Annotated in this window: 26 protein-coding genes; 11 read left to right on the forward strand and 15 right to left on the reverse strand. The window is 61.7% G+C overall.

Features of this window, described 5'->3' with window-relative positions:
* Nucleotides 1-11 precede the first annotated feature (11 nt).
* The 3 genes from EOC94_RS25225 to EOC94_RS25235 form a co-directional block, all read right to left on the reverse strand.
* Nucleotides 12-686, reverse strand: coding sequence for a response regulator transcription factor (locus EOC94_RS25225; protein WP_095485519.1), 675 nt, complete (start codon nucleotides 684-686; stop codon nucleotides 12-14).
* The gene (locus tag EOC94_RS25230) at nucleotides 686-2,095 is read right to left on the reverse strand and encodes a sensor histidine kinase (protein WP_127294228.1); all 1,410 of its coding nucleotides are present in this window, start codon (nucleotides 2,093-2,095) and stop codon (nucleotides 686-688) included. Before EOC94_RS25230 ends, EOC94_RS25225 begins: the two co-directional genes overlap by 1 nt.
* A 303-nt stretch (nucleotides 2,096-2,398) precedes the next feature.
* Nucleotides 2,399-2,590 carry a DUF3606 domain-containing protein gene (locus EOC94_RS25235; RefSeq protein WP_095485520.1) on the reverse strand — a complete coding sequence of 64 codons (192 nt, stop codon included), beginning with the start codon at nucleotides 2,588-2,590 and terminating at the stop codon, nucleotides 2,399-2,401.
* 307 nt (nucleotides 2,591-2,897) lie between these two features.
* Here EOC94_RS25235 and EOC94_RS25240 point away from each other — a divergent pair, with 307 nt between their 5' ends.
* Both EOC94_RS25240 and EOC94_RS25245 read left to right on the forward strand, forming a co-directional pair.
* Nucleotides 2,898-3,197 carry a DUF1236 domain-containing protein gene (locus tag EOC94_RS25240; protein ID WP_095485521.1) on the forward strand — a complete coding sequence of 100 codons (300 nt, stop codon included), beginning with the start codon at nucleotides 2,898-2,900 and terminating at the stop codon, nucleotides 3,195-3,197.
* Between the two features lie 72 nt (nucleotides 3,198-3,269).
* Nucleotides 3,270-3,704, forward strand: a complete 435-nt coding sequence (locus tag EOC94_RS25245) for a hypothetical protein (RefSeq protein ID WP_127294150.1) — start codon at nucleotides 3,270-3,272, stop codon at nucleotides 3,702-3,704.
* Nucleotides 3,705-3,785: 81 nt separating this feature from the next.
* Here the strand turns inward: EOC94_RS25245 and EOC94_RS25250 are convergent, their stop codons facing one another.
* The gene (locus tag EOC94_RS25250; RefSeq protein ID WP_127294152.1) at nucleotides 3,786-4,958 is read right to left on the reverse strand and encodes an amidohydrolase; all 1,173 of its coding nucleotides are present in this window, start codon (nucleotides 4,956-4,958) and stop codon (nucleotides 3,786-3,788) included.
* 108 nt (nucleotides 4,959-5,066) lie between these two features.
* On the opposite strand from EOC94_RS25250, the gene EOC94_RS25255 reads away from it, so the two are divergent.
* Entirely contained in the window at nucleotides 5,067-5,885 is an 819-nt protein-coding gene (locus EOC94_RS25255) for an AraC family ligand binding domain-containing protein (RefSeq protein ID WP_127294154.1), read from the forward strand.
* 70 nt (nucleotides 5,886-5,955) lie between these two features.
* Nucleotides 5,956-6,390: a cupin domain-containing protein gene (locus tag EOC94_RS25260; RefSeq protein ID WP_127204452.1), complete on the forward strand. Its 435-nt coding sequence runs from the start codon at nucleotides 5,956-5,958 to the stop codon at nucleotides 6,388-6,390.
* 54 nt (nucleotides 6,391-6,444) lie between these two features.
* Here EOC94_RS25260 and EOC94_RS25265 read toward each other — a convergent pair whose 3' ends face one another.
* The 4 genes from EOC94_RS25265 to EOC94_RS25280 form a co-directional block, all read right to left on the reverse strand.
* Nucleotides 6,445-6,891 carry a nuclear transport factor 2 family protein gene (locus EOC94_RS25265; RefSeq protein ID WP_185928324.1) on the reverse strand — a complete coding sequence of 149 codons (447 nt, stop codon included), beginning with the start codon at nucleotides 6,889-6,891 and terminating at the stop codon, nucleotides 6,445-6,447.
* 108 nt (nucleotides 6,892-6,999) lie between these two features.
* A complete protein-coding gene (locus EOC94_RS25270) occupies nucleotides 7,000-7,563 on the reverse strand; it encodes a nuclear transport factor 2 family protein (protein ID WP_127294158.1) in 564 nt (187 codons plus the stop codon).
* Nucleotides 7,560-8,540 (reverse strand): CocE/NonD family hydrolase, encoded by a 981-nt coding sequence (locus EOC94_RS25275; RefSeq protein WP_127204455.1) that lies wholly within the window; start codon nucleotides 8,538-8,540, stop codon nucleotides 7,560-7,562. The genes EOC94_RS25270 and EOC94_RS25275 overlap by 4 nt, the downstream gene beginning before the upstream one ends.
* A gap of 57 nt (nucleotides 8,541-8,597) precedes the next feature.
* On the reverse strand, nucleotides 8,598-9,101 hold the full coding sequence (locus EOC94_RS25280; protein WP_127294160.1) for a nuclear transport factor 2 family protein: 504 nt from the start codon (nucleotides 9,099-9,101) through the stop codon (nucleotides 8,598-8,600).
* A gap of 100 nt (nucleotides 9,102-9,201) precedes the next feature.
* Between EOC94_RS25280 and EOC94_RS25285 the strand changes: the two genes are divergently transcribed.
* The gene (locus EOC94_RS25285) at nucleotides 9,202-10,110 is read left to right on the forward strand and encodes a LysR family transcriptional regulator (protein ID WP_127294162.1); all 909 of its coding nucleotides are present in this window, start codon (nucleotides 9,202-9,204) and stop codon (nucleotides 10,108-10,110) included.
* A 46-nt stretch (nucleotides 10,111-10,156) separates the two neighbouring features.
* Here the strand turns inward: EOC94_RS25285 and EOC94_RS25290 are convergent, their stop codons facing one another.
* On the reverse strand, nucleotides 10,157-10,612 hold the full coding sequence (locus EOC94_RS25290; protein WP_095485602.1) for a carboxymuconolactone decarboxylase family protein: 456 nt from the start codon (nucleotides 10,610-10,612) through the stop codon (nucleotides 10,157-10,159).
* Between the two features lie 249 nt (nucleotides 10,613-10,861).
* Here EOC94_RS25290 and EOC94_RS25295 point away from each other — a divergent pair, with 249 nt between their 5' ends.
* The gene (locus EOC94_RS25295; protein ID WP_127294164.1) at nucleotides 10,862-11,626 is read left to right on the forward strand and encodes a copper homeostasis protein CutC; all 765 of its coding nucleotides are present in this window, start codon (nucleotides 10,862-10,864) and stop codon (nucleotides 11,624-11,626) included.
* Nucleotides 11,627-11,646: 20 nt separating this feature from the next.
* Nucleotides 11,647-12,144 carry a GNAT family N-acetyltransferase gene (locus EOC94_RS25300; RefSeq protein ID WP_245465645.1) on the forward strand — a complete coding sequence of 166 codons (498 nt, stop codon included), beginning with the start codon at nucleotides 11,647-11,649 and terminating at the stop codon, nucleotides 12,142-12,144.
* A 10-nt stretch (nucleotides 12,145-12,154) separates the two neighbouring features.
* On the opposite strand, the gene EOC94_RS25305 is transcribed toward EOC94_RS25300, so the two are convergent.
* The 5 genes from EOC94_RS25305 to EOC94_RS25325 all read right to left on the reverse strand — a co-directional run bounded on the left by EOC94_RS25305 (nucleotide 12,155) and on the right by EOC94_RS25325 (nucleotide 17,977).
* Complete coding sequence (locus EOC94_RS25305; protein ID WP_127294168.1) at nucleotides 12,155-13,177, reverse strand: acyltransferase; 1,023 nt, start codon at nucleotides 13,175-13,177, stop codon at nucleotides 12,155-12,157.
* A 218-nt stretch (nucleotides 13,178-13,395) separates the two neighbouring features.
* The gene (locus EOC94_RS25310) at nucleotides 13,396-14,193 is read right to left on the reverse strand and encodes a xanthine dehydrogenase family protein subunit M (RefSeq protein ID WP_127294170.1); all 798 of its coding nucleotides are present in this window, start codon (nucleotides 14,191-14,193) and stop codon (nucleotides 13,396-13,398) included.
* Between the two features lie 136 nt (nucleotides 14,194-14,329).
* Nucleotides 14,330-16,678, reverse strand: a complete 2,349-nt coding sequence (locus EOC94_RS25315; RefSeq protein WP_127294172.1) for a xanthine dehydrogenase family protein molybdopterin-binding subunit — start codon at nucleotides 16,676-16,678, stop codon at nucleotides 14,330-14,332.
* A 114-nt stretch (nucleotides 16,679-16,792) separates the two neighbouring features.
* Nucleotides 16,793-17,287, reverse strand: coding sequence for a (2Fe-2S)-binding protein (locus EOC94_RS25320; RefSeq protein WP_127294174.1), 495 nt, complete (start codon nucleotides 17,285-17,287; stop codon nucleotides 16,793-16,795).
* Between the two features lie 258 nt (nucleotides 17,288-17,545).
* Entirely contained in the window at nucleotides 17,546-17,977 is a 432-nt protein-coding gene (locus EOC94_RS25325; protein ID WP_127294176.1) for a nuclear transport factor 2 family protein, read from the reverse strand.
* 244 nt (nucleotides 17,978-18,221) lie between these two features.
* On the opposite strand from EOC94_RS25325, the gene EOC94_RS25330 reads away from it, so the two are divergent.
* The 3 genes from EOC94_RS25330 (at nucleotide 18,222) to EOC94_RS25340 (ending at nucleotide 21,544) form a co-directional block, all read left to right on the forward strand.
* Nucleotides 18,222-19,352: an FIST signal transduction protein gene (locus tag EOC94_RS25330; RefSeq protein WP_245329864.1), complete on the forward strand. Its 1,131-nt coding sequence runs from the start codon at nucleotides 18,222-18,224 to the stop codon at nucleotides 19,350-19,352.
* Between the two features lie 9 nt (nucleotides 19,353-19,361).
* Nucleotides 19,362-20,702 carry a hybrid sensor histidine kinase/response regulator gene (locus tag EOC94_RS25335; RefSeq protein ID WP_127294178.1) on the forward strand — a complete coding sequence of 447 codons (1,341 nt, stop codon included), beginning with the start codon at nucleotides 19,362-19,364 and terminating at the stop codon, nucleotides 20,700-20,702.
* A 239-nt stretch (nucleotides 20,703-20,941) separates the two neighbouring features.
* Nucleotides 20,942-21,544 (forward strand): hypothetical protein, encoded by a 603-nt coding sequence (locus EOC94_RS25340; protein ID WP_127294180.1) that lies wholly within the window; start codon nucleotides 20,942-20,944, stop codon nucleotides 21,542-21,544.
* Between the two features lie 67 nt (nucleotides 21,545-21,611).
* Here the strand turns inward: EOC94_RS25340 and EOC94_RS25345 are convergent, their stop codons facing one another.
* On the reverse strand, nucleotides 21,612-22,295 hold the full coding sequence (locus tag EOC94_RS25345; RefSeq protein WP_095485538.1) for a response regulator transcription factor: 684 nt from the start codon (nucleotides 22,293-22,295) through the stop codon (nucleotides 21,612-21,614).
* A gap of 156 nt (nucleotides 22,296-22,451) precedes the next feature.
* Here EOC94_RS25345 and maiA point away from each other — a divergent pair, with 156 nt between their 5' ends.
* Nucleotides 22,452-23,102, forward strand: coding sequence for a maleylacetoacetate isomerase (maiA, locus tag EOC94_RS25350; protein ID WP_127294182.1), 651 nt, complete (start codon nucleotides 22,452-22,454; stop codon nucleotides 23,100-23,102).
* Nucleotides 23,103-23,131 lie beyond the last annotated feature (29 nt).

A 23,131-nucleotide genomic window follows, 5' to 3' on the forward strand; every position in this document is an offset into this window, starting at 1 on the left:
CCCCATTTGCTTCAGGCAGAATGGGGAACAGGCGAATGCTGACGCTCGGTGGCGTCGCGCAACGTCATCGCAGCTTCGGTCCGGTTGCTCACGTTGAGCTTGGAAAGAATGCGCGTCATGTGGTGCTTTATGGTTTTCTCGTGCAGGTTCAGCTGAAGACCGATCCGTTTGTTGCTCAATCCCGCGGCAACGAGCGTCAGGATCTCTCTTTCGCGACTGGTGAGTTCGGCCAGCACGTCGGCTTTCGCCGTCGTGGTTGATCGGGTAGACAAGTCGACCAGCACACGCGCCGACAATTGCGGGCAAACATATCTTTCGCCTAGCGCCACCGTGCGCAGTATGGCGGCCAGGGTTCTCGACCCGACACCCTTCAGGACATAGCCTCGTGCCCCGCTCTGCAAGGCGGTCACGACGTCCTGGTTCTCCTCCGAAACCGTCAGCATCACAATTTTCAGATCCGGGTGTCGCTGCAGAGCCGGCTCGATCGCACTCAGGCCCCCTCCAGGCACCGAGATGTCCATCAGGAGAATATCGAGCTGCTGGTCTTCCGATATCCGCAGGGCGTCATCTCTGCTGCTGCCTTGCGCAATAATCTCGAAGCCGCCGATCTGCTCGAGAGTGCGCACGACGCCTTCCCTGAACAGCGGGTGGTCATCGATGACGGCGAGTTTTATGGCTGCTGGCATCACGCCTGTCCCATTTCAACTGTGTTGAGAACCATTTTCACCATCGTGCCATTTTGTGAAGATGTTACGGCAAACTGGCCACCGAGGCTTTCTACCCGCTCACGCAACCCGACGAGCCCCAGCCCTTCAGGGTGGACGATCTTCGGGTCAAAACCGGGGCCGGTATCGGAAACCTCGATAAAAACGCGCTCCCCGTCGAAATGTTTCGCGACCGATTGACCGGCACCCCCGGCGTGGCGGAAGCCGTTGTTCAGCGCCTCCTGGATGAAGCGAAAGATGCAGATCTTGGCCGATGGCGACAAGGGTGTGTGCCCTCCGGTCATGGACAGCATCACTTTGACGCCGGTTCGCTCTTCGTGCGCTCGCACGGCAAGCTCGAGGATTTCCGTCAACTCGGCATTCTCGACATGCGGCAGCACAAGGCCCTTGCTGACATTCCTGATCTCTCGCATCGCGTCGTCCAAATTGGCTTTGACGGCCCGCAATTCCCGTGCACGCGTCGCAGCCGGCGTGGCAGGATCGGCAAGCACCGGACTGTCGATCCCCAGCGCAGCGAGGGCAACCAGTTGCGCCGGCCCATCGTGCAGGTCCGCGCCGATCCGCCTGAGATAACGTTCGTTAAGCGCCGTGGCGCGCTGCGAAGCACGCTGCACCCGCAATCTCAACATCCGGTTTTGAGCAAGCAGATCGGAAAGTTCGGCAATGCGCTGCTTCAATGACCGGCTCTGGGAACGAATCGTGCGGCTGCCGCGAAAGACGATCGCCGAAAGCCCGAGGAAAAAAATTGCGGTGACGGCAGCGACATCGAGCCAGGTTCGGACGAGTGCCTGCCGGAGGTTCGTTTCAAAATCGGTGGCGATCTCATAAAATTCCAAAACAGCCACGACTTCGCCCGACCACGGCTGAAGTACCGGATTATAGATTTCAAGAAGATGCAAGCCGCTGTCCCGCTCAGCCTGGCTATCCAGGTCATCGAGTTTGTCGAATTCAGCGACCATGTCGCCTGCGAATGCGGCCCGGAGATTGTCGCTGGGTGGAAAGCGCTTCCCGACCAAATCTTTGTTGGTCGAATAGAGGATGGTTCCGTCGCGGCGCCAGAGCTTGAAGGATTGGAGCCTTTTGCCGAGCGCGCCTTGCCCCAGCGTTTCATCCAGCGCATGAGCAACGCTCTCCTCCAGCACTTCGCTCCTGCGCATGTCGGGGAGCAGCGGCGCGATAACGCTGTCGACGTAGAGAGCTGTCGCAGAAGCCGAGTTCCGGGTGACCGCGGCTTCTATCTGGCTTGTCACGGAAATTCCCACCACGATCATCGCCGACAGCGAGAATAGTCCGCCCGCGAGCAGAAACTGAGTGGCAAGCGACAGTGCGTTCCATCGATCGATCAGTCTTGTCGCTCTGTGTGGCGCCATATCCCCAACGGCCCAGTCGGCGGCGCGTCGCGCCAGCGGCACGATTCGAGAGAACCGGCCAATCTGTTGTCGAACGACGCTAAGCGACGCCATCTTTGATCTGCAACTGATCAATCCCTAGGGAACTTAGGGCTTTACAGACTGGACGGAAACCACACCCGGCGGTTTTTTCGCATAAGCTCCACTGCCCTCGTTGAGCGAGGCAGCAAAGCCATGAAGCGCCAGTTCCGATGCTTTCGATCTCCCCGGCACAGATGGTGCAACGCCTGATCGCCAATCGCGGCGGAAGGTGCGGCGTATTTTTCACTTCTGGTCGCGCAATGCTCTCACCGCTTGAGTGAGCGTCATCCGATCGTTACCGTTCTTTTTGATCAGCCTACTGACTTGGCTCGGCGAAACGCCATTTTCTCGCGCGAAATGTTCCACCTCGTAGTACTCGTCGACCGACAGGCGCCTGCGGTCGAGGAAGTCTTGGTTGCTTTTCTCGTCGGCCATTTCCTTTCTCCTGGCGAGTTTGACACGGGTGAGAAATGTCGGTCGGAAGCGGGCTGCCGAATGAGGGTGGCGGCCACCCCTCTCCATGAACTCGTCCCGTAAATTTGCGCCGAACGAGTCCGGGCAATCGCGGTTCCGGACCGCTCGACATCCGGCCCCATTGCGCGCAGCAGATCAGACTTAAGTCCAACGGCAGGGCCTCACGGATCGGACCGAAGCCCAGCCAAGGAACGTTTGCAGCGGTCTCATGTTTGAGCGAGTCTAGCGCGAAGAATGATGCCAAGAGAGCTCACATAAGGAGGCAACCATGAAAATGCGTCTTTCCACTGCAGCCGCCGGATTTCTGCTATTGGCAGGTGTCGGCACCGCTGCCGCTCAGGACGTGATCATCGCGCCTGAGCAGGAGACCGTCATTAGGGAATATGTGGAAAAGCAGCCGCTCGCATCGGTGGAGCTCCCCGGGGTGGAACTCAATATCGGCTCAACGCTACCCGATACGGTCGAGCTTCATGAAGTTCCCGACGTCGAATACCGGTACGTTGTCGTGGACAATCGGACCGTTGTCGTTGATCCAGGCACACGCAAGATCGTCAAAATCATTCAGTGACCTGAACGAGAGGGAGGAGACGCCCGCCGCTTCTAAACGAGCGGCGGGCGACTATGTTATGGGCAGCGTCAAATGAGAACAATCAGCAGACTCTTCGATTCCCGCGACCAGGCAGCGCGTGCCGTTGCCGCGCTTCAGGCGGCAGGAGTTTCTCACGAACAGATCAGCGTCATCGGACCCTACGACGACGAAATCGGCGCTGTCCTGCGCGGTCCGGGCGGTGCCGCCCTAGGCGCGGCAGCTGGTCTGTTAATCGGCCTGTGGACTTTTGGAACCACCGGCATTGATCCTGTCGGAGCGGCGGCTGGCCTGACTCTCGTCGGAGGAGCCTGCGGCGGCTTTGCTGGTGGGCTTCTCCAGACACTCGCCAAAAAACCGGGTGAGCCCAACCTTGTTCAAGGAGTTATTCTGGTGATGGCGCATGTCGACGAAAACCAGGCCGATACGGCGCAGGCGGCGCTCGGAAGTCCCGTTCCCCTAGAGCAACTCGAGGCCACGGCCGGGTGAAATGCGCCGGGTTGGCGCGCTGACGACGAAGCGCGTTCAGATCGGCAGTTCTCGCTGGACCATCAATTCCCCTCTGACGGTTCACGAGACGGCAAGCGTTTGCTCAACCAGATTGACGTAATAGCGCATCACAGTCGGCACGATTTCGTCGTTGAAGACATAGCGATCGCCGTGCAGGCCCTCGCCGGGGCCGACATCGCCGGCGCCGATCCACACGTAGCAGCCGCCGGCCTCGCGGATCATGAAGGCGAAATCCTCGCAGCCCAGGCTCGGGCTGAACTCGGTCGAGACGTTATCCCTCCCGACGGTTGCGGCGGCCGCCTTGACAGCGCGAGCTGTCGCGTGGGCGGTGTTGATGAGCGGCGGATAGCCCTTCCTGTAATCGAGCGTGGTCTTGAGCGAATGGGCTGCGGCAATGCCCCGGGCGATCTCGCCGATCAGCTTCTCGCAGTGATCGGAATGGCCCGGCTCGAAAAACCGACAAGTGCCTTGCAGCCAGACCTTGCCCGGCACGATGTTGCCGACATTGCCGCCGTGGATCTGGGTGAGACTGACGACAAGCGCGGTTTGCGGATCGACCGAGCGGCTGACGATGCGTTGAACGGCCTGGACAAACGCACCCGCCGCCAGGATCGGATCGTCGCCGAGCTGTGGCATGGCGGCATGCGCGCCAAGACCCTCGAAGGTCAGCTCGAAATTGTCGACCGCCGCCATCTGCGGTCCGACGCGAGCGGCGATCGTGCCGAGCCTGACCCCCGGCCAGTTGTGGACGGCATACATCGCCTCGACCGGGAAGCGCTTGAACACGCCGTCTTCGATCATGCGCATGCTGCCGCCTTCGTTTTCCTCGGCTGGCTGAAAGATGAAATAGACGGTGCCATCGAAGGCACGGGATTGGCTGAGCAGTCTGGCGGCGCCGAGCAGCATGGCGGTGTGGCCGTCATGGCCGCAGGCGTGCATCACGCCCTCATTCCTGGAGGCATAGGGCAAGCCGGTCCTCTCCACGACCGGAAGCGCGTCCAGCTCGGCGCGAAGACCGATGGCGCGTGTGCCCGTGCCGCTGCGCAGGATGCCGACAACACCGGTGCCGCCGATCCCCTCATGAACCTCGTCGAAGCCGAAGGAGCGCAGTTTCTCGGTGACGAAGCGTGCGGTTTCGTGCTCGTTGAATCCGAGTTCGGGATTGGAATGGATGTGGTGGCGCCAGGCTACGACCTCTGGCGTCAGGGCGGCGATGGGGTCATTATGGAGCACGATGCTCTCCTTCTACGCCGGCAACGGGGGCGGTTTGATCGGAATCACGATTAGAAGGTCGCACAAGAGGCGTCTTGAACCAGATTGACCGCAGTAGGGACGAAAGACGTGCACGCGAACGAAACCAGTAAATACTGGCGTCATCCCTGCTTCCCTGGCCTTGGCCTGTTCAAGGCGCGCTTCACGCAGCATCGTTACGAGTTGCACACGCACCCCACCTATGTGATCGCGCTGATTACTTCTGGCTGCGAACGCATTCGCATCGGACGCCACAGCGTTGTCGCTCCGGCAGGCACTATTGCCGTCGTCAATCCCGAGGAGTGGCATGACGGGGAACAAGGTGCTGATGAAGGCTGGGCCTACCGGACCTTTTATCCCTCGGTGCCGCTGATGACGGCGGTCGCGCGCGAGCTGGGAGGCGACGGCGCTCCGGTTTTCTCGCACGCGATCATCGAGGACGGCGGTCTCGCAACAGCGTTGGCGGCGGCGCATGAAGGCTCGACGTCCCAGGACGCGACGCAGGCCGAAGCGTCGCTGCTCGTCGCCTTGAGGCATCTCATCGTTCGGCATGGCGATTGGGGCGGGCTGGCAGAGGAGGTCGAAAGCTCGGGATCGTGGCAGAGGTTCTCGCTCTACGAGAATCTTGTCGAAAGCGAACTTGGCTCGCAACTCAACCTGCAGCGGCTTGCCGACGCCGCGCGCGTGACCCGGTTCCAGGTCATCCGGGATTTCAAGAAGGCGATTGGCCTGACGCCCGCAGCCTATATCCGCGACCGGAGACGGCGTCGCGCCAGTTCCTTGATCGAACAGGGGCTCGGCCTCGCCGATGCCGCCATTGCGGCAGGTTTCGCCGACCAGAGCCATCTTTCCCGCACGTTCCGGGCTGCGCATGGCATGACGCCTGGCATGTTCAGGAGAGGCGCCTAAGCCTCGCGAAAGGAGACGCTTGCGCGCGGATATTTGCTGCGCGATGGTGAAGCTGGGCTTGGGAGGAATCATGCGAAAAATCCTGGTATCGACGACGCTGCTGCTCGCGGCCTCGCTATTTGCGAATGCCGCTCAAGCGCTGGACAGCAGCGGGACGCCGGTTGTCGTGTCTCCACTTGCCTCACGCACGGAAACCGCCTCCGGCCAGCCGATAGTGCTGCCGCAGAAAAACGTGCAGGTCCTGGTTTCGTCCTTTGAGATCGCGCCGGGCGCGACCTTGCCGGTCCACAAGCACCCGTTTCCCCGCTATGCCTATGTCCAGGGTGGAACGCTTCAGGTCACCAATGTCGAGACCGGCAAGAGCAACACATACAAGTCAGGCGATTTCATCATCGAAATGATCGGGCAGTGGCATCAGGCCACCAATGTCGGCGCCGATCCGGTGAAGCTGCTGGTCATAGATCAGGTCGAAGAAGGCACCAAGAACACGGTGTTGCGCCAGTAGCTGGCATTTCTGAACACAGCGTCCGTGGCGGACCCTTACAGCCCGCCACAGAGGTCAGAACGTGAACCCTTCCGGTAAATTGTGAGTCCAATATCCTTCCTCGACGAGTTCGCTGATGCGCCAACCCTCGGTCGTGCGCACGACGCGGTCGCGATACCAGAGCCCTTGGAAGAAGACCTGCCTTTTGCCTTCGCCGAGGTCGACGACCATTGGGCATGAACAATGCACGCGCGCGCTGGCCTCGTCCCCTCGGACTTCAAGAAGAATTGTCGAAATGGCATGCTGCGAGATCAATATCTTCGACAGGGCGCCTTTCATGAAAGCAATATGCTCTTCCACACCGCTCCTGATTCCGCCCGTCACAGTGTCGTCAAGCACGGCATCGGGTGTGAATACGTTCCGATAGGCTTCCCAGTCGCGATCGTCCACGGCGTAGCAATAACGAATAAGCAGCTGTTCGATCTCAAGCCGATCCGAAATCTCCTGCAGTGAAAGGGTCATGTCTTGCCTCCGCAGTTCGCGGCACTGATACCGCATGCGCCAAGCCTACCCCGACATGTCGATCAATATTCCCATTGATGACGCTCCGAGCAACCTCGAATCGGCTGCTCAATTCTCCTCCGCGTTCACCCGATCCGCGGCGGCGGCCAGAACGGCGCGGTTCCCCTCTTCGTACAAGCGGCGGATGGAGATGGCGCTGACGCGCCAGCCTTCTGGTGTCCGCACCAGTCGGTGGAGATAGCTGGCGCCGACCGTCCAGAACCGGGTGTCGATCCAGTGGGTCGCGCGAACATGGCTGCGCGCAACGGCATCGTTGCCCGCGCCTTCGACAACGATGTTGGTGATGAGGTGCTGGGTAGCGTCGAAGCCCGGCAGCAGGTCTTGCCACTGGGCAATCAGCGCGTCGCGGTCGCTGGTCGCGACCTCGCCACCGAAAAGGCTCGTATAGTCGGTCGTGACGCGGGCCGCGAAATACGATTTGACCTGGTTCCATTCGCGCAAATCGGCATAGAGCCCGATCCCCGCCACTGCCTCGGCGATGGCGGTCCTGTCTTCGAGCGTCAGCGCAGCCGTGGACTGCGAGGTGTTCAAGGCCGACGCAGAGGTGGCAGCAAGGATCGCGGCGAAAACTGTCGAGGCCAGGACGACGTGCCGGCGGGTGACGGCGCTCATTGCCCCGCCTCCCCTGCACTACCCAGCGTGGCGCGGAAATGCGCGGCGACGGCGTCACTCGCCGCTTTCACCGGCCCGGCACGGTCGTAGAAGTCGAACTGGGTGACGTTGTCGAGCCACAGCTCCTGCTTCGGCCCGGTCAGCCGCGCGTAAAATTTGTGCGCGCCCTGCGGGATGGCAGCCGCCTCGCTATGCATCATCACAAAGGGCTGATGCAGGCGCGGAGCAGCCTGGATCGCATCGAATTTCAGCCAGCCGCGCCAGAAGGCCGGATCGGCCTCGTTGCGCCAGGCCGGGATCATGCCGCGATCGGGCTCGGTGTAGTAAGGCACCTTGAACATGATCGCGCGATCGTCGGTCAGGCTGGCGGCGGGCAGGAAGGCCTGTTTGCCGGTGCGGTGATACGCCGCCTCGGCTTCATCGCCCGCGGCTTCAAGCTTGGCGACGCCGTCCTTGCCGCCATAGGTCTGTTCGACCACATCGGCGTCGTGCAGCCAGGGTGCGACGAGAGCGACCGACTTGATCGCCGTATTTTTAGCGGCGGCAGTGACCATGTAGCCGGAGCTGGCGCAAATGCCGAGCCCGCCGATGCGGTCCTTGTCGGTCTCGGGCCGGGTCGCGAGATAGGCGACCGCCGCCTCGATATCGGCGATCTTGGCGCTGGGATCCTCGTATTGGCGACGTGCGCCGCCGCTTTCGCCCCAACCGCGAAAATCGAAGGTCAAGGCGACGAAGCCGCGGTCGGCCATCTCGCGGGCGTAGCGGGCCGACATCTGTTCCTTCACCGTCATCCAGGCGCCGGTCACGACCAGCGCGGGCCGAGCTTCCATCGCGTCCAGATCCTCGGGCAGATAGAGGTCGCCGACGATCTGCTCGCCATGCGAGGCGAAAGTGACGCGCTCGACGCGCTGTGCGGCGAAGGCAGTGGAGGCGAGCGCGACGGCGGTTGCCGCGGCTAGTGTCAGGGTTTTCAGCATCGCAAGTCTCCTTTGGTTTGGAGCGAGAAGCGCGGCAAGTTGAGGAAAGCCACCGTCTCAGCGATCATCCGTCAGTCGGCCAGGCAGTGGCTTCAGCGGGTAGTGCGCCCAGTAGAAGGCGTCCGACTGGTACATGTCGGTCAAAAAATTCTGTGCTTCAGTGATCTTGCCATCCTTGATCCGGAACATCAGGGCGTAGAGCTGGTCGATCTCGGGACCTGAGCCGACGTTCGACCAGCCGCGATGAATGTCGACGACGAGGTCGCCCTGTGCCTGGAAGAAGATCGGCTCAGCCCTAAAATTGCCGTCGGCCAGGCCACGGAAGAAGGCGACCACTTCCTCCGGTCCGCGCTTGTCGCCGGCGAGCGGATGATGGCCGGGAATGCGCCACACGATGTCGGGCGCGAGGAAGGGCCGGACCGCCTCCGAATTCCCGGTCGCGTAAGCAGCGTAATAGTCCTTGATGAGCTGGATGTTGCGGTCTTCCTGCGGACCGCCGTTCGCGGGGGCGGCAGACACCGCCAGGAGAGCGCCGGCGGCAAGCGAAGCAAGCCTGGTCATCGGTCCTGTCTCCTTGCTGTTTCGTCGGACCCAACATGACGCTTTTTGTTCACCGGAAAAATCCGTATAGTTCGACAAGGCTATTTGGAATTTCCTCACAATGCGCCTCGACCAGTTCAGCGGGATTGTCGCCTTCGTGAAGGTCGCGGAGGCCAAGAGCTTCACCCGCGCCGCCGCCGAGCTCGGCGTCGCTCCGGCCTCGTTGAGCGAGGCCGTCAAGGGGCTCGAGGAGCGTCTGGGGGTGCGGCTCCTCAACCGCACGACCCGCAGCGTCGGTTTGACCGAAGCCGGCGCCCACTACCTCGACCACGTGCGCCCAGCGGCCGAGGAGATCTGGGCAGCTGGCGCGGCGCTGCGCGAGACCCGCGATCGCCCCGCCGGCACGCTGCGCCTGAGCCTGCCGTGGATCGCCGCGCCGCTGCTGATCGAGCCGCTGATGGGGCCATTCATGGACGCTTACCCGGAAGTGAGGCTTAGCGTGATCTTCGACGACAATTTCGTCGATATCGCCGCTCAGGGCTTCGATGCCGGTCTGCGGATCGGCGAGCTTCTCGAGAAGGATATGATCGGCGCGCGTCTGGGCGGGCCGCTGCAGACGGTCGTTTTGGGGAGCCCGGACTATCTGGCGAGGAACGGCACGCCGACGCGGCTGGCCGACCTCGCCGCCCACCGCTGCATCGCCTTCGCCTTCACCCGCACCCGCGCCATCTCGCCCTGGGAGTTCGTCGTAGATGGACGTCAGGTCGAGTTCACGCCCGACGCACGTCTGATCGTGAACACACTTCCGCTCTGCATTACCGCCGCCGCGCAAGGGCTTGGCCTTGCTTTCGCCGTCGAAGGCCTGGCTGCGCCGCTTCTCGCCTCAGGCGCGCTGGTCAAGGTGCTGGAGCCTTTCTGTCCCACCTACGAACCGCTCCACCTCTATTATCCCAGCCGCCGCCTCGTCCCGCCCAAGCTGCGGGCCTTTATCGACTTCGTGCGCGCGAACGCTCACAATTTGCGGATCTGATGCACCGCCGCGAAAACCGACATGTGTCACGGCGAGCCGCTCCGGCTCATCCCCAGGCGCCGACCATCTGCCTGGTGGCGGCGTTGAGTCGGTTGAAGGCGTTGATCAAGGCAATCTGGACGACCAGGGCGGCGAGTGCCTTTTCGTCATAGTGCCGGGCGGCCTCGTCCCAGATCGCGTCCGGCACCGGATCCGGCCGGTCGCAGAGCCGGGTTGTTGCCTCGGCAAGCGCAAGAGCCGCGCGTTCAGCGTCTGTGAAGTACGGCGTCTCCCGCCAGGCGGACACGGTGAAGACGCGCTCATCCTTTTCGCCGGCCTTCTTCAATTCGCGCGCATGCATGTCGATACAGACGCTGCATCCATTGATCTGACTGGCACGCAAATGGACGAGCTTGCGCGTCACGTATGGCAGGTCAGCCGTCTCCGTCGACTTGTCCAGCGCGAGCAGCGCCTGCAGCGCGCCGGGAATGAGAAGCACAGGGTTTTTCAGTCTTGCTTGCACGGTGGCCTCCTTCAGACGTGTTTTGTGCGAGTGCGTTCTGCCGAGCCGGATGTCGCGCCGTCCATGCAAAACAATAACTGATTGGTTATGAATTGACGCATAACTCACGGGTTATGAATGTGTCAAGTGAGGAACTGGCGGCAATGCAAACGGCAACGACCTGTCGCGCGTTGAGCCAATAGTTCCGGCTTTCACGGCAAGGAGCCCGATGCTAGGGCTGCACGTCTTGAATCAGCAACGGATGCCCCCGTGACCGACACCGAACGCCCTCGCCTGCCGCTGATCGAAATCTGCGTCGAAGGCATAGATGGCCTGCTCGCCGCCCAGGCCGCCGGCGCCGACCGGGTCGAGCTGTGCGCCAGCCTCGTCGAAGGCGGCATCACGCCGAGTTTTGGCACCGTGCGCGCCGCGCTTGAGCTGGCGACGATCCCATTCCACGTCATCGTGCGGCCGCGCGGCGGCGATTTTCTCTACAGCGAGGCCGAATACAATTCGATGCTCGCCGATGTGCTCGCGCTGCGCGAGCTTGGCGTGGCCGGTGTCGTCGTCGGCTGCCTGAGCGCCGACGGCACCATCGACGAAAAGCGCATGAGCGAATTGGCACAGGCGGCAGGGTCCTTGAACGTGACCTGCCACCGTGCCTTCGACATGACGCGCGATCCGGCAGAAGCGCTGGAAGCGCTGATCCGCAGCAAGGTCGGCCGCGTGCTGACCAGCGGCCAGCGCGACACCGCATTGGAAGGCATAGCCCTGCTGGCGGACCTCGTCCGGCAGGCGGGGAAGCGCATCATCATTCTCGGCTGCGGCGGGCTCGACCCGGGGAATATCGCCGAGGTGCGGGAAAAAACCGGACTGACGGAAATGCACTTCGCCGCACTCAAGGACGTGCCGAGCGCCATGCGCTACCGCAATCCCCAGGTTGGCATGGGCGGCACCGACCTCGACCGCGAGTACCGCAACACGGTGACCGACGCGGCGCTGGTGGCGACGACGATTGCGGCGGCGAGAGCATGATCCCGGAAGGAAGAAAACACGTGACGCACGCACGCTTGCCGATCGAAAGAGTCTCGCCGCAGGACGAGCCCGCCGTCCTCGCCCTCAACAACGAGCACGCGGCCGAGTTGTCGTGGCTTGAGCCAGAGCGCCTGTCCTTCCTGCTCGGCGAGGCGTTTTATGCGCGTCGCATCGGTGCGCTCGAAGCCTTCATCATGACCTTCGACCAGCAGGCCCGCTACGACAGCCCGAACTTCCTGTGGTTTCGCGAGCGCTATCCGCGCTTCGTCTATGTCGACCGTGTCGTCGTCGCGGGAGAAGCGCGTGGCCGCGGCCATGCCCGCAGGCTCTATGAGGATCTATTCGACCATGTTTCGCGTGCCGGCCAGACCGTCGTCACTTGCGAGGTGAATGCCGAGCCGCCCAATCCGGCTTCGGATGCCTTTCACGCAGCGCTCGGCTTCGTCGAGGTCGGCGACGCGGTGATCCATGGCGGCAAGAAGGCGGTGCGCTACTATACCAGGCAGATCACCGGCTGAGGCGACAGTTCTACCAGTTGCGGTTCAGCCAAGCGCGAGCCGGCTTTTCGACGATGTAATAGCTGCACAAAGCGCACGCGAACGCCCCGGCCAGCATCAGCAGCGGCTCACTGCCCTGCGAATAGACGAACTTGTAGAACGGCTGCTGCCACAGATAGAGCGAATACGACCACAGCCCCAGCGTCGCCATCGGCCAGCAGGACAAAAATCCGGTCAGGTAACGAGCGCTGAAGTCGACCGAATTGACGGCGAGCGCCAACAGCGGCACCGCGACCAGATAGTGGATCGGCGTCGGCACCGCATCCATGAACAGAAGGACCGCCCCGACGGACGCCGCAACCGCGACATGCGGCCCCTTGAACAAGGCCGGCAGTCTGTCGTCGGCCTTGAGCAGGCATATCACCGCCGACAGCAGGATCGAGGCGATGTGCACGTCGGTCCGCCAATAGGTGGTCTCGTAGTCCATTCCGAAGACCCAGTATGAAATCGCGCCATTCGCCATGGCCAGCACCGACAGCGCACTGAGCAGCACGACGACGCGGGCACGCCCCGAAACAACAAAGCTGATCAGCGCCAGGATGACATAGGCATGTTCCTCGACGCACAGCGACCAGATATGGTCGAGCGCGCCGGCGCGGCTGACGAGAATCCCGGCATAATTGTAGGTGAATGTCAGCGCCGTCAGCGCCGCCTTCCATTTGAAGGCGACAAAGGTGCCGGACAAGGCAACCATCGAAGCGACGACGAAAACCAGCAGCGCCGGATAAATGCGGGAGAACCGGCGCTTGAAGAACGCCTTGAGCGGATAGCGTTCGACAAAGAGAATCTCGGCCATCAGCCGGCCGCTGAGCACGAAGAAGAACTCGACGCCCATGACACCGAGGTTGATTCCGGGAACGGGAAAGAAGTGGCCGATCAGCACCAGTGCGATCGACAGGCCGCGCCAGCCGTCGAGATAGGCCAGCCTTGTTCTCGACGATGTGTCGGCGCTGGACCGGGACACGACAAGCTGCGTCGCGGAGATATCCGTCATGCCGGTCCCTTCGCATTTGAACGATGCGAAAGGGCTGCAAGCTATGACTGTGCGCTCCGAGCCCCGGCTCGCATTCCTCCAGGCATATTGCAGTGCAATAGAATGTTGTGCAAGTGCGAGATAGCAACACTCTCGCATGTCCGGCCATCAGACCCGAGGGCGACGAAAAAGGGACCGTGAAGGCCCCTTTCCCAATCCCGGACTGGCAACGGGCATATTCAGGCGTTGGCGGCAGCCACCGCGCGCTTGGCCATCACCGCGATCAGATTGGCGCGATAATCGGCCGAGGCGTGGATGTCGCTCATCAAATTCTTCGCCGAAATCTTCATACCGTCGAGCGCGGCTGCCGTGAAACTTTTGGTCAGCGCCGCCTCGATTTCCTTCGAACGGAAGACGCCGTCATCGCCAGCCCCGGTGACCGCGACCCTGACGCCGTCCTTGCCCTTGGCCACGAACACCCCGACGATCGCGTAGCGCGAGGCCGGATTGCGGAACTTTTCATAGGCCGCCTTGGCCGGCGCGGTGAAGGTCACGGCGGTGATGATCTCGCCATCTTTCAGTGCCGTCTCGAACAAGCCCGTGAAGAACTTGCCGGCGGCGATCTCGCGCTTATTGGTGACGATGGTGGCGTCGAGCGCAAGAAGTGCTGCCGGATAGTCGGCAGCCGGATCGTTGTTGGCGATCGAGCCACCAATCGTGCCCTTGTAGCGCACCGCCGGGTCGCCAATCCGGGACGCCATATGGGCGAGCGCCGGACAGGCCTTCTTCAGCTTCTCGTCGCTGGCGACATCGTGATGCGTGGTGCCGGCGCCGATAGTGACGGTCTTGCCCGACACCTTGACGCCTTGCAGTTCCTTGATCCGCGACAGGTCGACCAGGTCGGAAGGCGCGGCAAGCCGTGTCTTCATCGCGGGGATCAGCGTCATACCGCCCGACAAGAGCTTTGCATCGCCGCTTTTGAGCAGCTTGGCGGCATCGGCGACGGAGGCAGCGCGGTGATAGTTGACTGAGTACATTGGGAGTCTCCCGTGAAATAGTGGGTAGTTAGTAGTGAGTAGTGAGTAGTGAGTAGTGAGTAGTAATGCCGGTCGATTTTGCCTCAATCGTAACTATTCACTACTGACTATTCACTACTCACTCCTCACTCCTGTTTCAGTGTTTCGTCGCCCGGATCGCTGCCCAGACCGTGGACGGCGATGCCGGCATGGCGATATCGGTGATGCCGATGGCGTCGGTGATGGCGTTGATCACCGCCGGCGGTGAGCCGATGGCGCCGGCCTCGCCGCAGCCCTTTATACCGAGCGGATTGCCCGGGCACGGCGTGTTCGAGGTCGAGACCTTGAACGACGGCAGATCGTCGGCGCGCGGCATGGTGTAATCCATGTAGCTCGCCGTCAAAAGCTGCCCGCTGGCGTCGTAGCGGGTGCCTTCCAGCAAGGCCTGGCCGATGCCTTGGGCGACGCCGCCATGCACCTGGCCTTCGACGATCATCGGGTTGATGATGTTGCCGAAATCGTCGGCGGCGACGAACTGGACGATCTCGGTGACGCCGGTTTCCGGATCGATCTCCACCTCGCAGACATAGCAGCCGGCCGGGAAGGTGAAGTTCGATGGATCGTAGAACGACGTTTCCTTCAGCCCCGGTTCCATGCCGCCGGGCAGGTTGTGGGCCGTGTAGGCGGCAAGCGCCATCTGGAACCACGGCACGCTCTTATCGGTGCCGGTGACCTTCAACGCGCCGTTTTCGATGACGATGTCGCCCTCGTCGGCCTCGAGCAGATGCGCGGCGATCTTCTTGGCCTTGGCCTCGACCTTGTCGAGCGCCTTGGCGACAGCCGACATGCCGACAGCACCCGAGCGCGAACCGTAGGTTCCCATGCCCATCTGCACCTTGTCGGTATCGCCATGGACGATCGAGACGCTGTCTATGGGCACGCCGAAGCGCTGGTTGACAAGTTGCGCGAAGGTCGTCTCATGGCCCTGGCCATGGCTGTGCGAGCCGGTCAGCACCTCGATGGTGCCGGCGGCATTGACGCGCACCTCGGCACTTTCCCAAAGGCCGACACCCGCTCCAAGACTGCCGACCGCCGCCGACGGCGCCAGGCCGCAGGCCTCGATATAATTGCTCAAGCCGATGCCACGCAGCTTGCCTCTCTTGGCGGCGGCGGCCTTGCGCGCGGCAAAGCCGGCATAGTCGGATGCCGCCATCGCAGCGTCGAGCGAAGCTGCATAATCACCGGCGTCATAGTTCATGATGACCGGCGTCTGGTGCGGGAACGAGGTGATGAAGTTCTTTCGGCGAAGCTCCGCCGGCGACACGCCCAACTCGCGAGCGGCGGTCTCCATCGTGCGTTCGAGCAGATAGGTGGCCTCCGGCCGCCCTGCCCCGCGATAGGCGTCGACCGGCGCGGTGTTGGTGTAGACGGCGCGCACATTGGCGTGGATCGCCGGGATATCGTACTGGCCCGACAACAGCGTCGCATAGAGATAGGTCGGCACACAGGACGAGAACAGCGACATGTAGGCGCCGAGATTGGCGATGGTGTCGACTTTCAGCCCGGTGATCCTGTTGTCCTTGTCGAAGGCCATTTCCACTGTCGAGACATGGTCACGGCCGTGGGCATCGGTGAGAAAGCTCTCGGTGCGGTCCGCGACCCATTTGACCGGCACGCCGGTCTTCTTCGAGGCCCACAGGCAGATGATTTCTTCCGGATAGATGTAGATCTTCGAGCCGAAGCCGCCGCCGACATCCGGCGCGATGACGCGCAGCTTGTTTTCCGGCGCGACGTTGTAGAAGGCGCTCATCACCAGGCGCGCGAGATGCGGGTTCTGAGAGGTCGTCCAGCACGTATAGTGGTCCTCGGCTTTGTCGTAGTAGCCTAGTGCAGCGCGCGGCTCCATGGCGTTGGGCACCAGCCGGTTGTTGACGATCTTCATCCGGGTGACGTGGGCACCGGCCTTGATCGCCGCGTTAGTCGCGGTGCTGTCGCCGAGCTCCCAGTCGAAAATCAGGTTGCCGTCGGCTTCCGGATGGATCTGTGGTGCGCTCCTTTCGAGCGCCTTCGGAGCATCGACGACTGCCTTCAGTTCCTTGTAGGTAATGTCGACCGCTTCGGCCGCGTCGCGCGCCTGGCCCTTGGTTTCGGCGACCACGACCACCACCGCGTCGCCGACGTAGCGGACCCTGTCGAAGGCCAGCGGCGACCATGCCCCCATCTTCATCGGCGAGCCGTCCTTGGAATGGATCATCCAGCCGCAGATGAGATTGCCGATGCCGTCGGCCTTGAGCTCCTTGCCGGTCAGCACACCGATGACGCCCGGCATGCCTTTCGCCTTTTTGACATCGATCTTCTTGATCTGCGCATGCGCGTGAGGGCTGCGCACGAAGGCCGCATGCTTCATGCCGGGAACCACCATGTCGTCGACATAGCGCCCGGCGCCGGTAATGAACCGCCTGTCTTCCTTGCGCGCTACACGAGCGCCAACACCTTCAATGCCCATCGCAGAAATTCCTCCCGAATTGCTGAACTAGGTGAGTAGGGCAGTAGGGCGGTAAGGCAGTAGGGATTTGAGCCAATTTCCCTACTGCCTTACTGCCCTACTCCCTTACTGCCCTTATGCTGCTTGCTTGGCCTTGCCCTTCGAAGACATCGTCTCCGATGCGGCGAGGATCGCCTTCACGATGTTGTGGTAGCCGGTGCAGCGGCAGATGTTGCCTTCGAGCTCGGCGCGCACCGTGGCCTCGTCGAGGCCTTCGGGGTGACGGTTGATCATGTCGGTCGCCGCCATGATCATGCCCGGCGTGCAGAAACCGCACTGCAGGCCATGGTGCTCCTTGAACGCCGCCTGCACCGGATGCAGGTCGGCGCCGTCCGCCAATCCTTCAATCGTCAAGATGTTCGACCCGGAGGCTTGCACCGCAAGCATCGTGCAGGATTTTACCGCCTTGCCATCGACATGGATCACACAGGCGCCGCATTGCGAGGTGTCGCAGCCGACATGCGTCCCGGTCAGGCCGAGATTCTCCCTCAAGAAATGAACCAGAAGCGTACGGTCTTCGGCAGCGCCGCTTACCCGCTTTCCGTTGACCGTCAACGATACGTCCGACATGAAACCTCCCTGGGTGCTACCTTGGTCGTTCTGGCGTCGGTGTTGCCCGAGCCCTCCATCTGTCGCTATTCTTATACCGCATAAAGCACGGGGAAAAAGTGCCGCGGAACGCCGAGATTGCGAGAATGCAGTTCGTCCGAAAATCCGCCTATTGTACTTTCGGTCACGCAAAGACAGGAAATGGCGCAACGAAGCGAAACACGATCGCTGTGCGATGCCGCCTTCGGCCATCAGCGGCCTGGGGCTGGCCAAGCCGATTCAGCCGATGCCGTGTTTTCTGAGAACCTCCCGCTCGTCGCCCGACACCCACCCAAATACTTTGGGCTCTCCGTCCAGTTTCTGGACGAGGTAGTGGACGTCGAAGTCTATTGTGACGTCCGGTCGGTCTTTTCGGGCATAGATCGACGTCCAGGCGACGTGGGCAACGCAATGATGCTCGTCTATCGGCGAGATGCGAACATCCCGTACTCGCATTTCCTTCGTGCCGATCGCCCGATAATGAGCATAGCCTTGCTCCATAGCCTGCTTGAGCTGGTCGTCGTTGTTCCCGACCATGACGCCGACAGGCGACGCCGCGATGAAGGCGGAGGCATAGACCGATGCGACTTCGTCCATGTCGGCATCGCCTGCGAGGGATTTCCGGAAAAGCTGCTCATACCTTTCGAACAGCTTCCTGACCTGGGCGTCCATGGATCACGCTCCCTTCCAGTGTAGTTCTGGCCAGTGTGGTTCTGGATTTGAAGTTTCTGAACACTGACGCCGTCAAAAATAGCAGAAAATTCAAATCCGTCATGTTGGCTCATTGCCAAAGTGGCGCTTGAAGACAACAATGCCCTCGACGCCGGCGCGCCAGACGCGCACAAAAAGCGCGTCGGAGGAATGGAGGAGGAAGCCGCTGGCCAGTTCACGGACGCGCTATGCATGCGGCCTATCGGTGCTCACTACCGACGAACCCGACGCGGATGCGTTCGCCCGGGCGGTGGCGGTGGAAGCCGCAGCCGTCGATGCCGGCTTCGCCCTGCTGTTTTTCTCGCAGAGCCTCGTCGAGGCAGTCGCCCTTTCGGAAGCGCTGAAAGCCCAAGCGCCGGCGCTCCTCTATGCCGGCTGCTCGACGGCCGGCGAGATTACGCCCAAAGGCCTGGAGGACGGCCAGGTCCTGGCCATGCTGCTTCCCTCTGCAACGTTTTCGGCAGCCAGCACCATGGTCGAAAATCTGTCCTCATCGGGCATGGACGGGATCACCGGCGAAGTCGAGGCGCTGAGGCGTTCGTTACGCGGGCGCGTCGGGCACGAGCGAGCTGACACCACTTTCGCGCTCTGCTTCATCGACGGGCTGTCCTATGCCGAAGAAGCCGTGACCTCCGCCATCCATTGGGGACTCGACGACATTCCGCTGATCGGCGGGTCGGCGGGCGATGATCTGAAATTCGAGACGACGCGGCTGATCTCGAACGGCAAGGTTGCCTCCGACAGCGCCATCATCGTGCTGATCACCACGGAAATTCCTTTCCACGTGTTCAAGACCGACAATTTCGTCCCCACCGACGAGAAGCTGGTGGTGACCGCATCCGATCCCGATCACCGCACCGTGCGCGAATTCAACGCCACCAATGCCGCCGAGGAATATGCCGCCTCGGTCGGCGTCATCCCGCAGATGCTGACGCCGCTGAGTTTTGCCTCGCACCCGGTGGTGTTGAAAGTGGGCGGCGAATTTTACTGCCGCTCGATCCAGAAGATGCACGCGGACGGCTCGCTGTCGTTCTTCTGCGCCATCGACGATGGCGTCGTCCTTTCCATCGCCCAGCCCAAGAACATGGTCGAATCGACGCGGGCCGCCCTTAGGGATGTCGAGGAAAGGCTTGGCGGCATCGACATGATCCTCGGTTTCGACTGCGTGCTGCGCAGGCTCGACGCGCGCAACCGCCAGGTCTTTCGAGAGATTTCGGAACTCTACAAGGTCAACAACGTCATCGGCTTCGGCACCTATGGCGAACAGTACCGGTCGATGCATCTGAACCAGACTTTCACCGGCATCGCTTTCGGAGAGCGGCAGGCGGCGGAGTAGGAGGTTCTTATGCCGCTCAGGAACATCAACGACCTGGAGAAGCTGAAGAAGATCAACGCAGCCCTCGTCAGCCGCGTCGAGCGCTCTATGGAACAGCAGGGCAACGCGTTCTCGCTGTTCCAGACCGCGATTTCGCTCGAGAATCGAGTGCGTACGCGCACCGAGGAATTGCACTCGACACTGCGTAGATTGGAACAGTCCAATATCGATCTCAGCGCGGCCAAGGAAAACGCCGAGCTGGCGAACCTGTCCAAGACCAGGTTCCTGGCCGCCGCCAGCCACGACGTGTTGCAACCGCTGAACGCCGCGCATCTCTCCGTCTCGGCGCTGGCCGAAGTGCAGACCAGCGACGAAGGCAAAAAACTGGTCCGGCAGGTCGAGCGGTCGCTGGAGACGATGGAGGATCTGCTCCGCACCCTGCTCGACATTTCCAAGCTCGACGCCGGTGTCGTGCAGCCCGATATCGGCGACGTCAGCCTGGAGATGCTGTTTTCGTCGCTGCGCTCGGATTTCCTGCCGGTCGCCGAAATGAAGGGCCTGACGCTGAAATTCCGGCCGGTCAACGCCGTCGTGCGTTCGGACCGCACCTTGCTGCGGCGCATCCTGCAGAACATCCTTTCCAACGCGCTGCGCTACACCCGCTCCGGCGGCGTGCTGGTCGGCACCAGGCATCGCGGCGACACGATCCGCATCGATGTCGCCGACACCGGCTGCGGTATTCCCGACGACCAGCGCGAGGCCGTGTTCGAGGAATTCCACCGCGGCACGATCCCGACCGATGCCGGGCTTGCCGGCGGCGGGCTGGGATTGGGCCTGGCCATCGTGCGCCGCATCGCCGCCGCACTCGGCCATCCCGTGACGTTTTCGTCGAAGGTTGGACACGGCACGATTTTCCATATCGACGTTCCGGTCGGGATCGGCGCCAGCGTCGATGCCATTGCGAGCACCGCCGACATGGAGCGGCCGCGCGGCTACGGTCTGTTCGGCACAAAAGTGCTGCTGGTCGAGAACGACATCGAGGTGCTGCAGGCGATGACGTCGCTGCTCGAGCGCTGGCAATGCCTGGTGCGCCCCGCCACCTCGACCGGTGATGCGCTCGACATGCTTGGCGATACGGACTGGGTGCCGGACATCGTCATAGCCGACCAGCATCTCGACGGCGGCGATCTCGGCACCACGACCATCGCCGAGGTCCGCGATTACCTCGGTCGCGCCGTGCCGGCGCTGATCGTCACCGCCGACGGTTCGGAAAAAATTGCCAAAGCCGCCCGCGCGGCCGGCATCGAGCTGATGCGCAAGCCGCTGAAACCGGCACAACTGCGCGCGCTGCTGGCGCATTTGCTGGCTTGATCCCCCCAAAGACACGGGTAGAAGATCGCGAGCGCCAGGAAAAATGGCGCACTGTCACCGTAATACGAAAGTTCCCATGTATGAGGTTTTCAGAGTCTCAGCCGCGCCATGTGCTCTGCCTCTTGGGGCCGCAAGGAAGATTTTTTGAGCTTTGTCGCTTAATTCAGTCGGCAATCGACGACTTCGCCCCCGGATTTGAGATTGACACAAAGTTTTCGCAGGACGCGCCGGATGATCGCATGTCAGTGTCCTTTGGTGTGTCTTGGGATCGTGTGCATGAGGGTGCACGGACCGAAGAGGAAGAAGAGGCGGTACTTGAACATGGCTGCGTGATTTATGTGCTTGGTCCCCATACGGACGCAGAAAATGCCGTTGAGACGTCCGCGAATGCCCTTCGTCTGATCGTCTATGCACTGGATAACGGCGCTACCGCCGCGAAGGGAGAGAGTGCTGGCATTGCGCACGGGGCCGCCCGGTGGAAGCAGCTTGGTCGAGATGCCGACCACCATATGGAAGGCCTAGCTTTGGCTCGCCTCTGCCGCCTTGCCTTCAGCAAGCGGCCGTTAAGTGATGGAGAGTTCCTCTGCAGCGTCGGCTTCCATCTTATCGGGCTGCCAGAGGTTTTCGTGCCAAGGAGCCTCTCGGATGATGAACTGGTGCTCAGCTCTATAATTGACAGCATTGCCGAGGAGATATTCACTGAAGGCGTCGAGATGGTTTTAGCCCGCCACGGTGCGATGTTGCTACCAGTCGACGAGTATGACGAAGACGACTTCAAATATAATCCCTACGGTGCCCTCTACTTGAGCCCTGGCATCAAATTGGATTCCCAAATCAATTGAGGCATGAAGGAGAATAACTCTGATGCACACCGACGTGGTGTCATGAGTGACCGAGGGCTATCTGCTCTCAAAACCCCGCCTGCCCGCGAAACAGCTCGGCACTGTCGAGCTTCGAAACCTCGATGACGGCTTGCGTCCGGCTGTAGACGTTGAGCTTGCGCAGGATCTCGGAAACATGTGCCTTGACCGTGGTCTCGCCGACCTGCAGCTCGTAGGCGATCTGCTTGTTGAGCAAGCCCTGGCGCAGCATCTGCAGCACCCGCAATTGCTGCGGCGTCAGCTTGGCAAGCCGCTGCACCATTTCGGCGCGGTCGGCGCTGTTGGCGTCCGGCGGCTGGCCTTCGTAGGTTTCGGGCACGTAGATCGCACCTTCCATCACCGAGCGGATGGCGGCGGCCAGATCGCTCTTGCGCGCCGATTTCGGGATGAAACCGGCCGCGCCGTAGGATAGCGCCTCGGAAATGATCTTGGGCTCCTCATGCCCCGAAACGATGACCACCGGCAGGCGCGGATAGCGGGTCCGAAGCTGCAGCAGCCCGTCGAAGCCATGCACATCCGGCATGCTGAGGTCGAGCAGCGCGAGATCGAAGGGCTTGGCATCGGCCAGAAGCTCAAATGCCTCGGTGATCGAACGCGCCTCGACAGTGTCGACGTCCGGATAGGCCATTTGCACAGCGCTGTGCAGCGCCTCGCGAAACAGCGGGTGGTCGTCGATGATCAGAAACCGGGCGCGATCGTTGACTGCGGTCATGGCATTCGTTTCGGTTCAGGCAGGATAGAATAGCCCAGTGACCATGGCCAGATTATTGGCAAATAGTACATCGCCATCTCTAGCCGAAAGGCGGAGATGGCAATTTCCGGACCACCATGCCTTGCCCGGCCGCCCAAATCGGCCGAATGTGCGGGAATGAGCGACCTCGTCCTTCATAACTACTACCGCTCCTCCACCTCTTACCGGGTGCGGATCGCGCTGGAGATGAAGGGCCTGACCTACCAATACGTGCCGCATCATCTTCGGCACGGCGAGCATCTCGAGCCCGCCTATCTCTCGGTCAATCCGCAGGGGCTGGTGCCGGCATTGATCCTGGGCGACGGCACGCTGCTGACGCAATCACTGGCAATCATCGAATTTCTGAACGAGACTTGGCCCGAACCGCCGCTTTTGCCCCAGGACGCCCTTGGCCGGGCCCGCGTCAGGATGCTGGCGCAGATGATCGCCTGCGACATCCATCCGGTGAACAATCTGCGTGTGCTGACATCATTGCGCACTCTGTTCGGCGCCGGCGACGAGGACGTCGCCAACTGGTTTCGGCACTGGGTGAACGAAGGCTTCCAGCCACTTGAAAAAATTCTGGCTTCCTCGTCCGAAACCGGGACATTCTGCCACGACGACACGCCGGGGCTGGCCGACATCTGCCTGGTTGCTCAGGTCACCAGCAACGCCCGTTTCGGCGTCGACATGACGCCCTATCCGACGATCACACGCATCCACGCCGCCTGCATGGCGCTGCCGGCCTTCCAAAAGGCGGCACCCGAGAACCAGATCGATGCCGAATAGAGCGAGTTGGATAAAAGCATGAGGAATTG

It is taken from the genome of Mesorhizobium sp. M6A.T.Ce.TU.016.01.1.1 (assembly GCF_003997065.1).
GTDB lineage: Bacteria > Pseudomonadota > Alphaproteobacteria > Rhizobiales > Rhizobiaceae > Mesorhizobium > Mesorhizobium mediterraneum.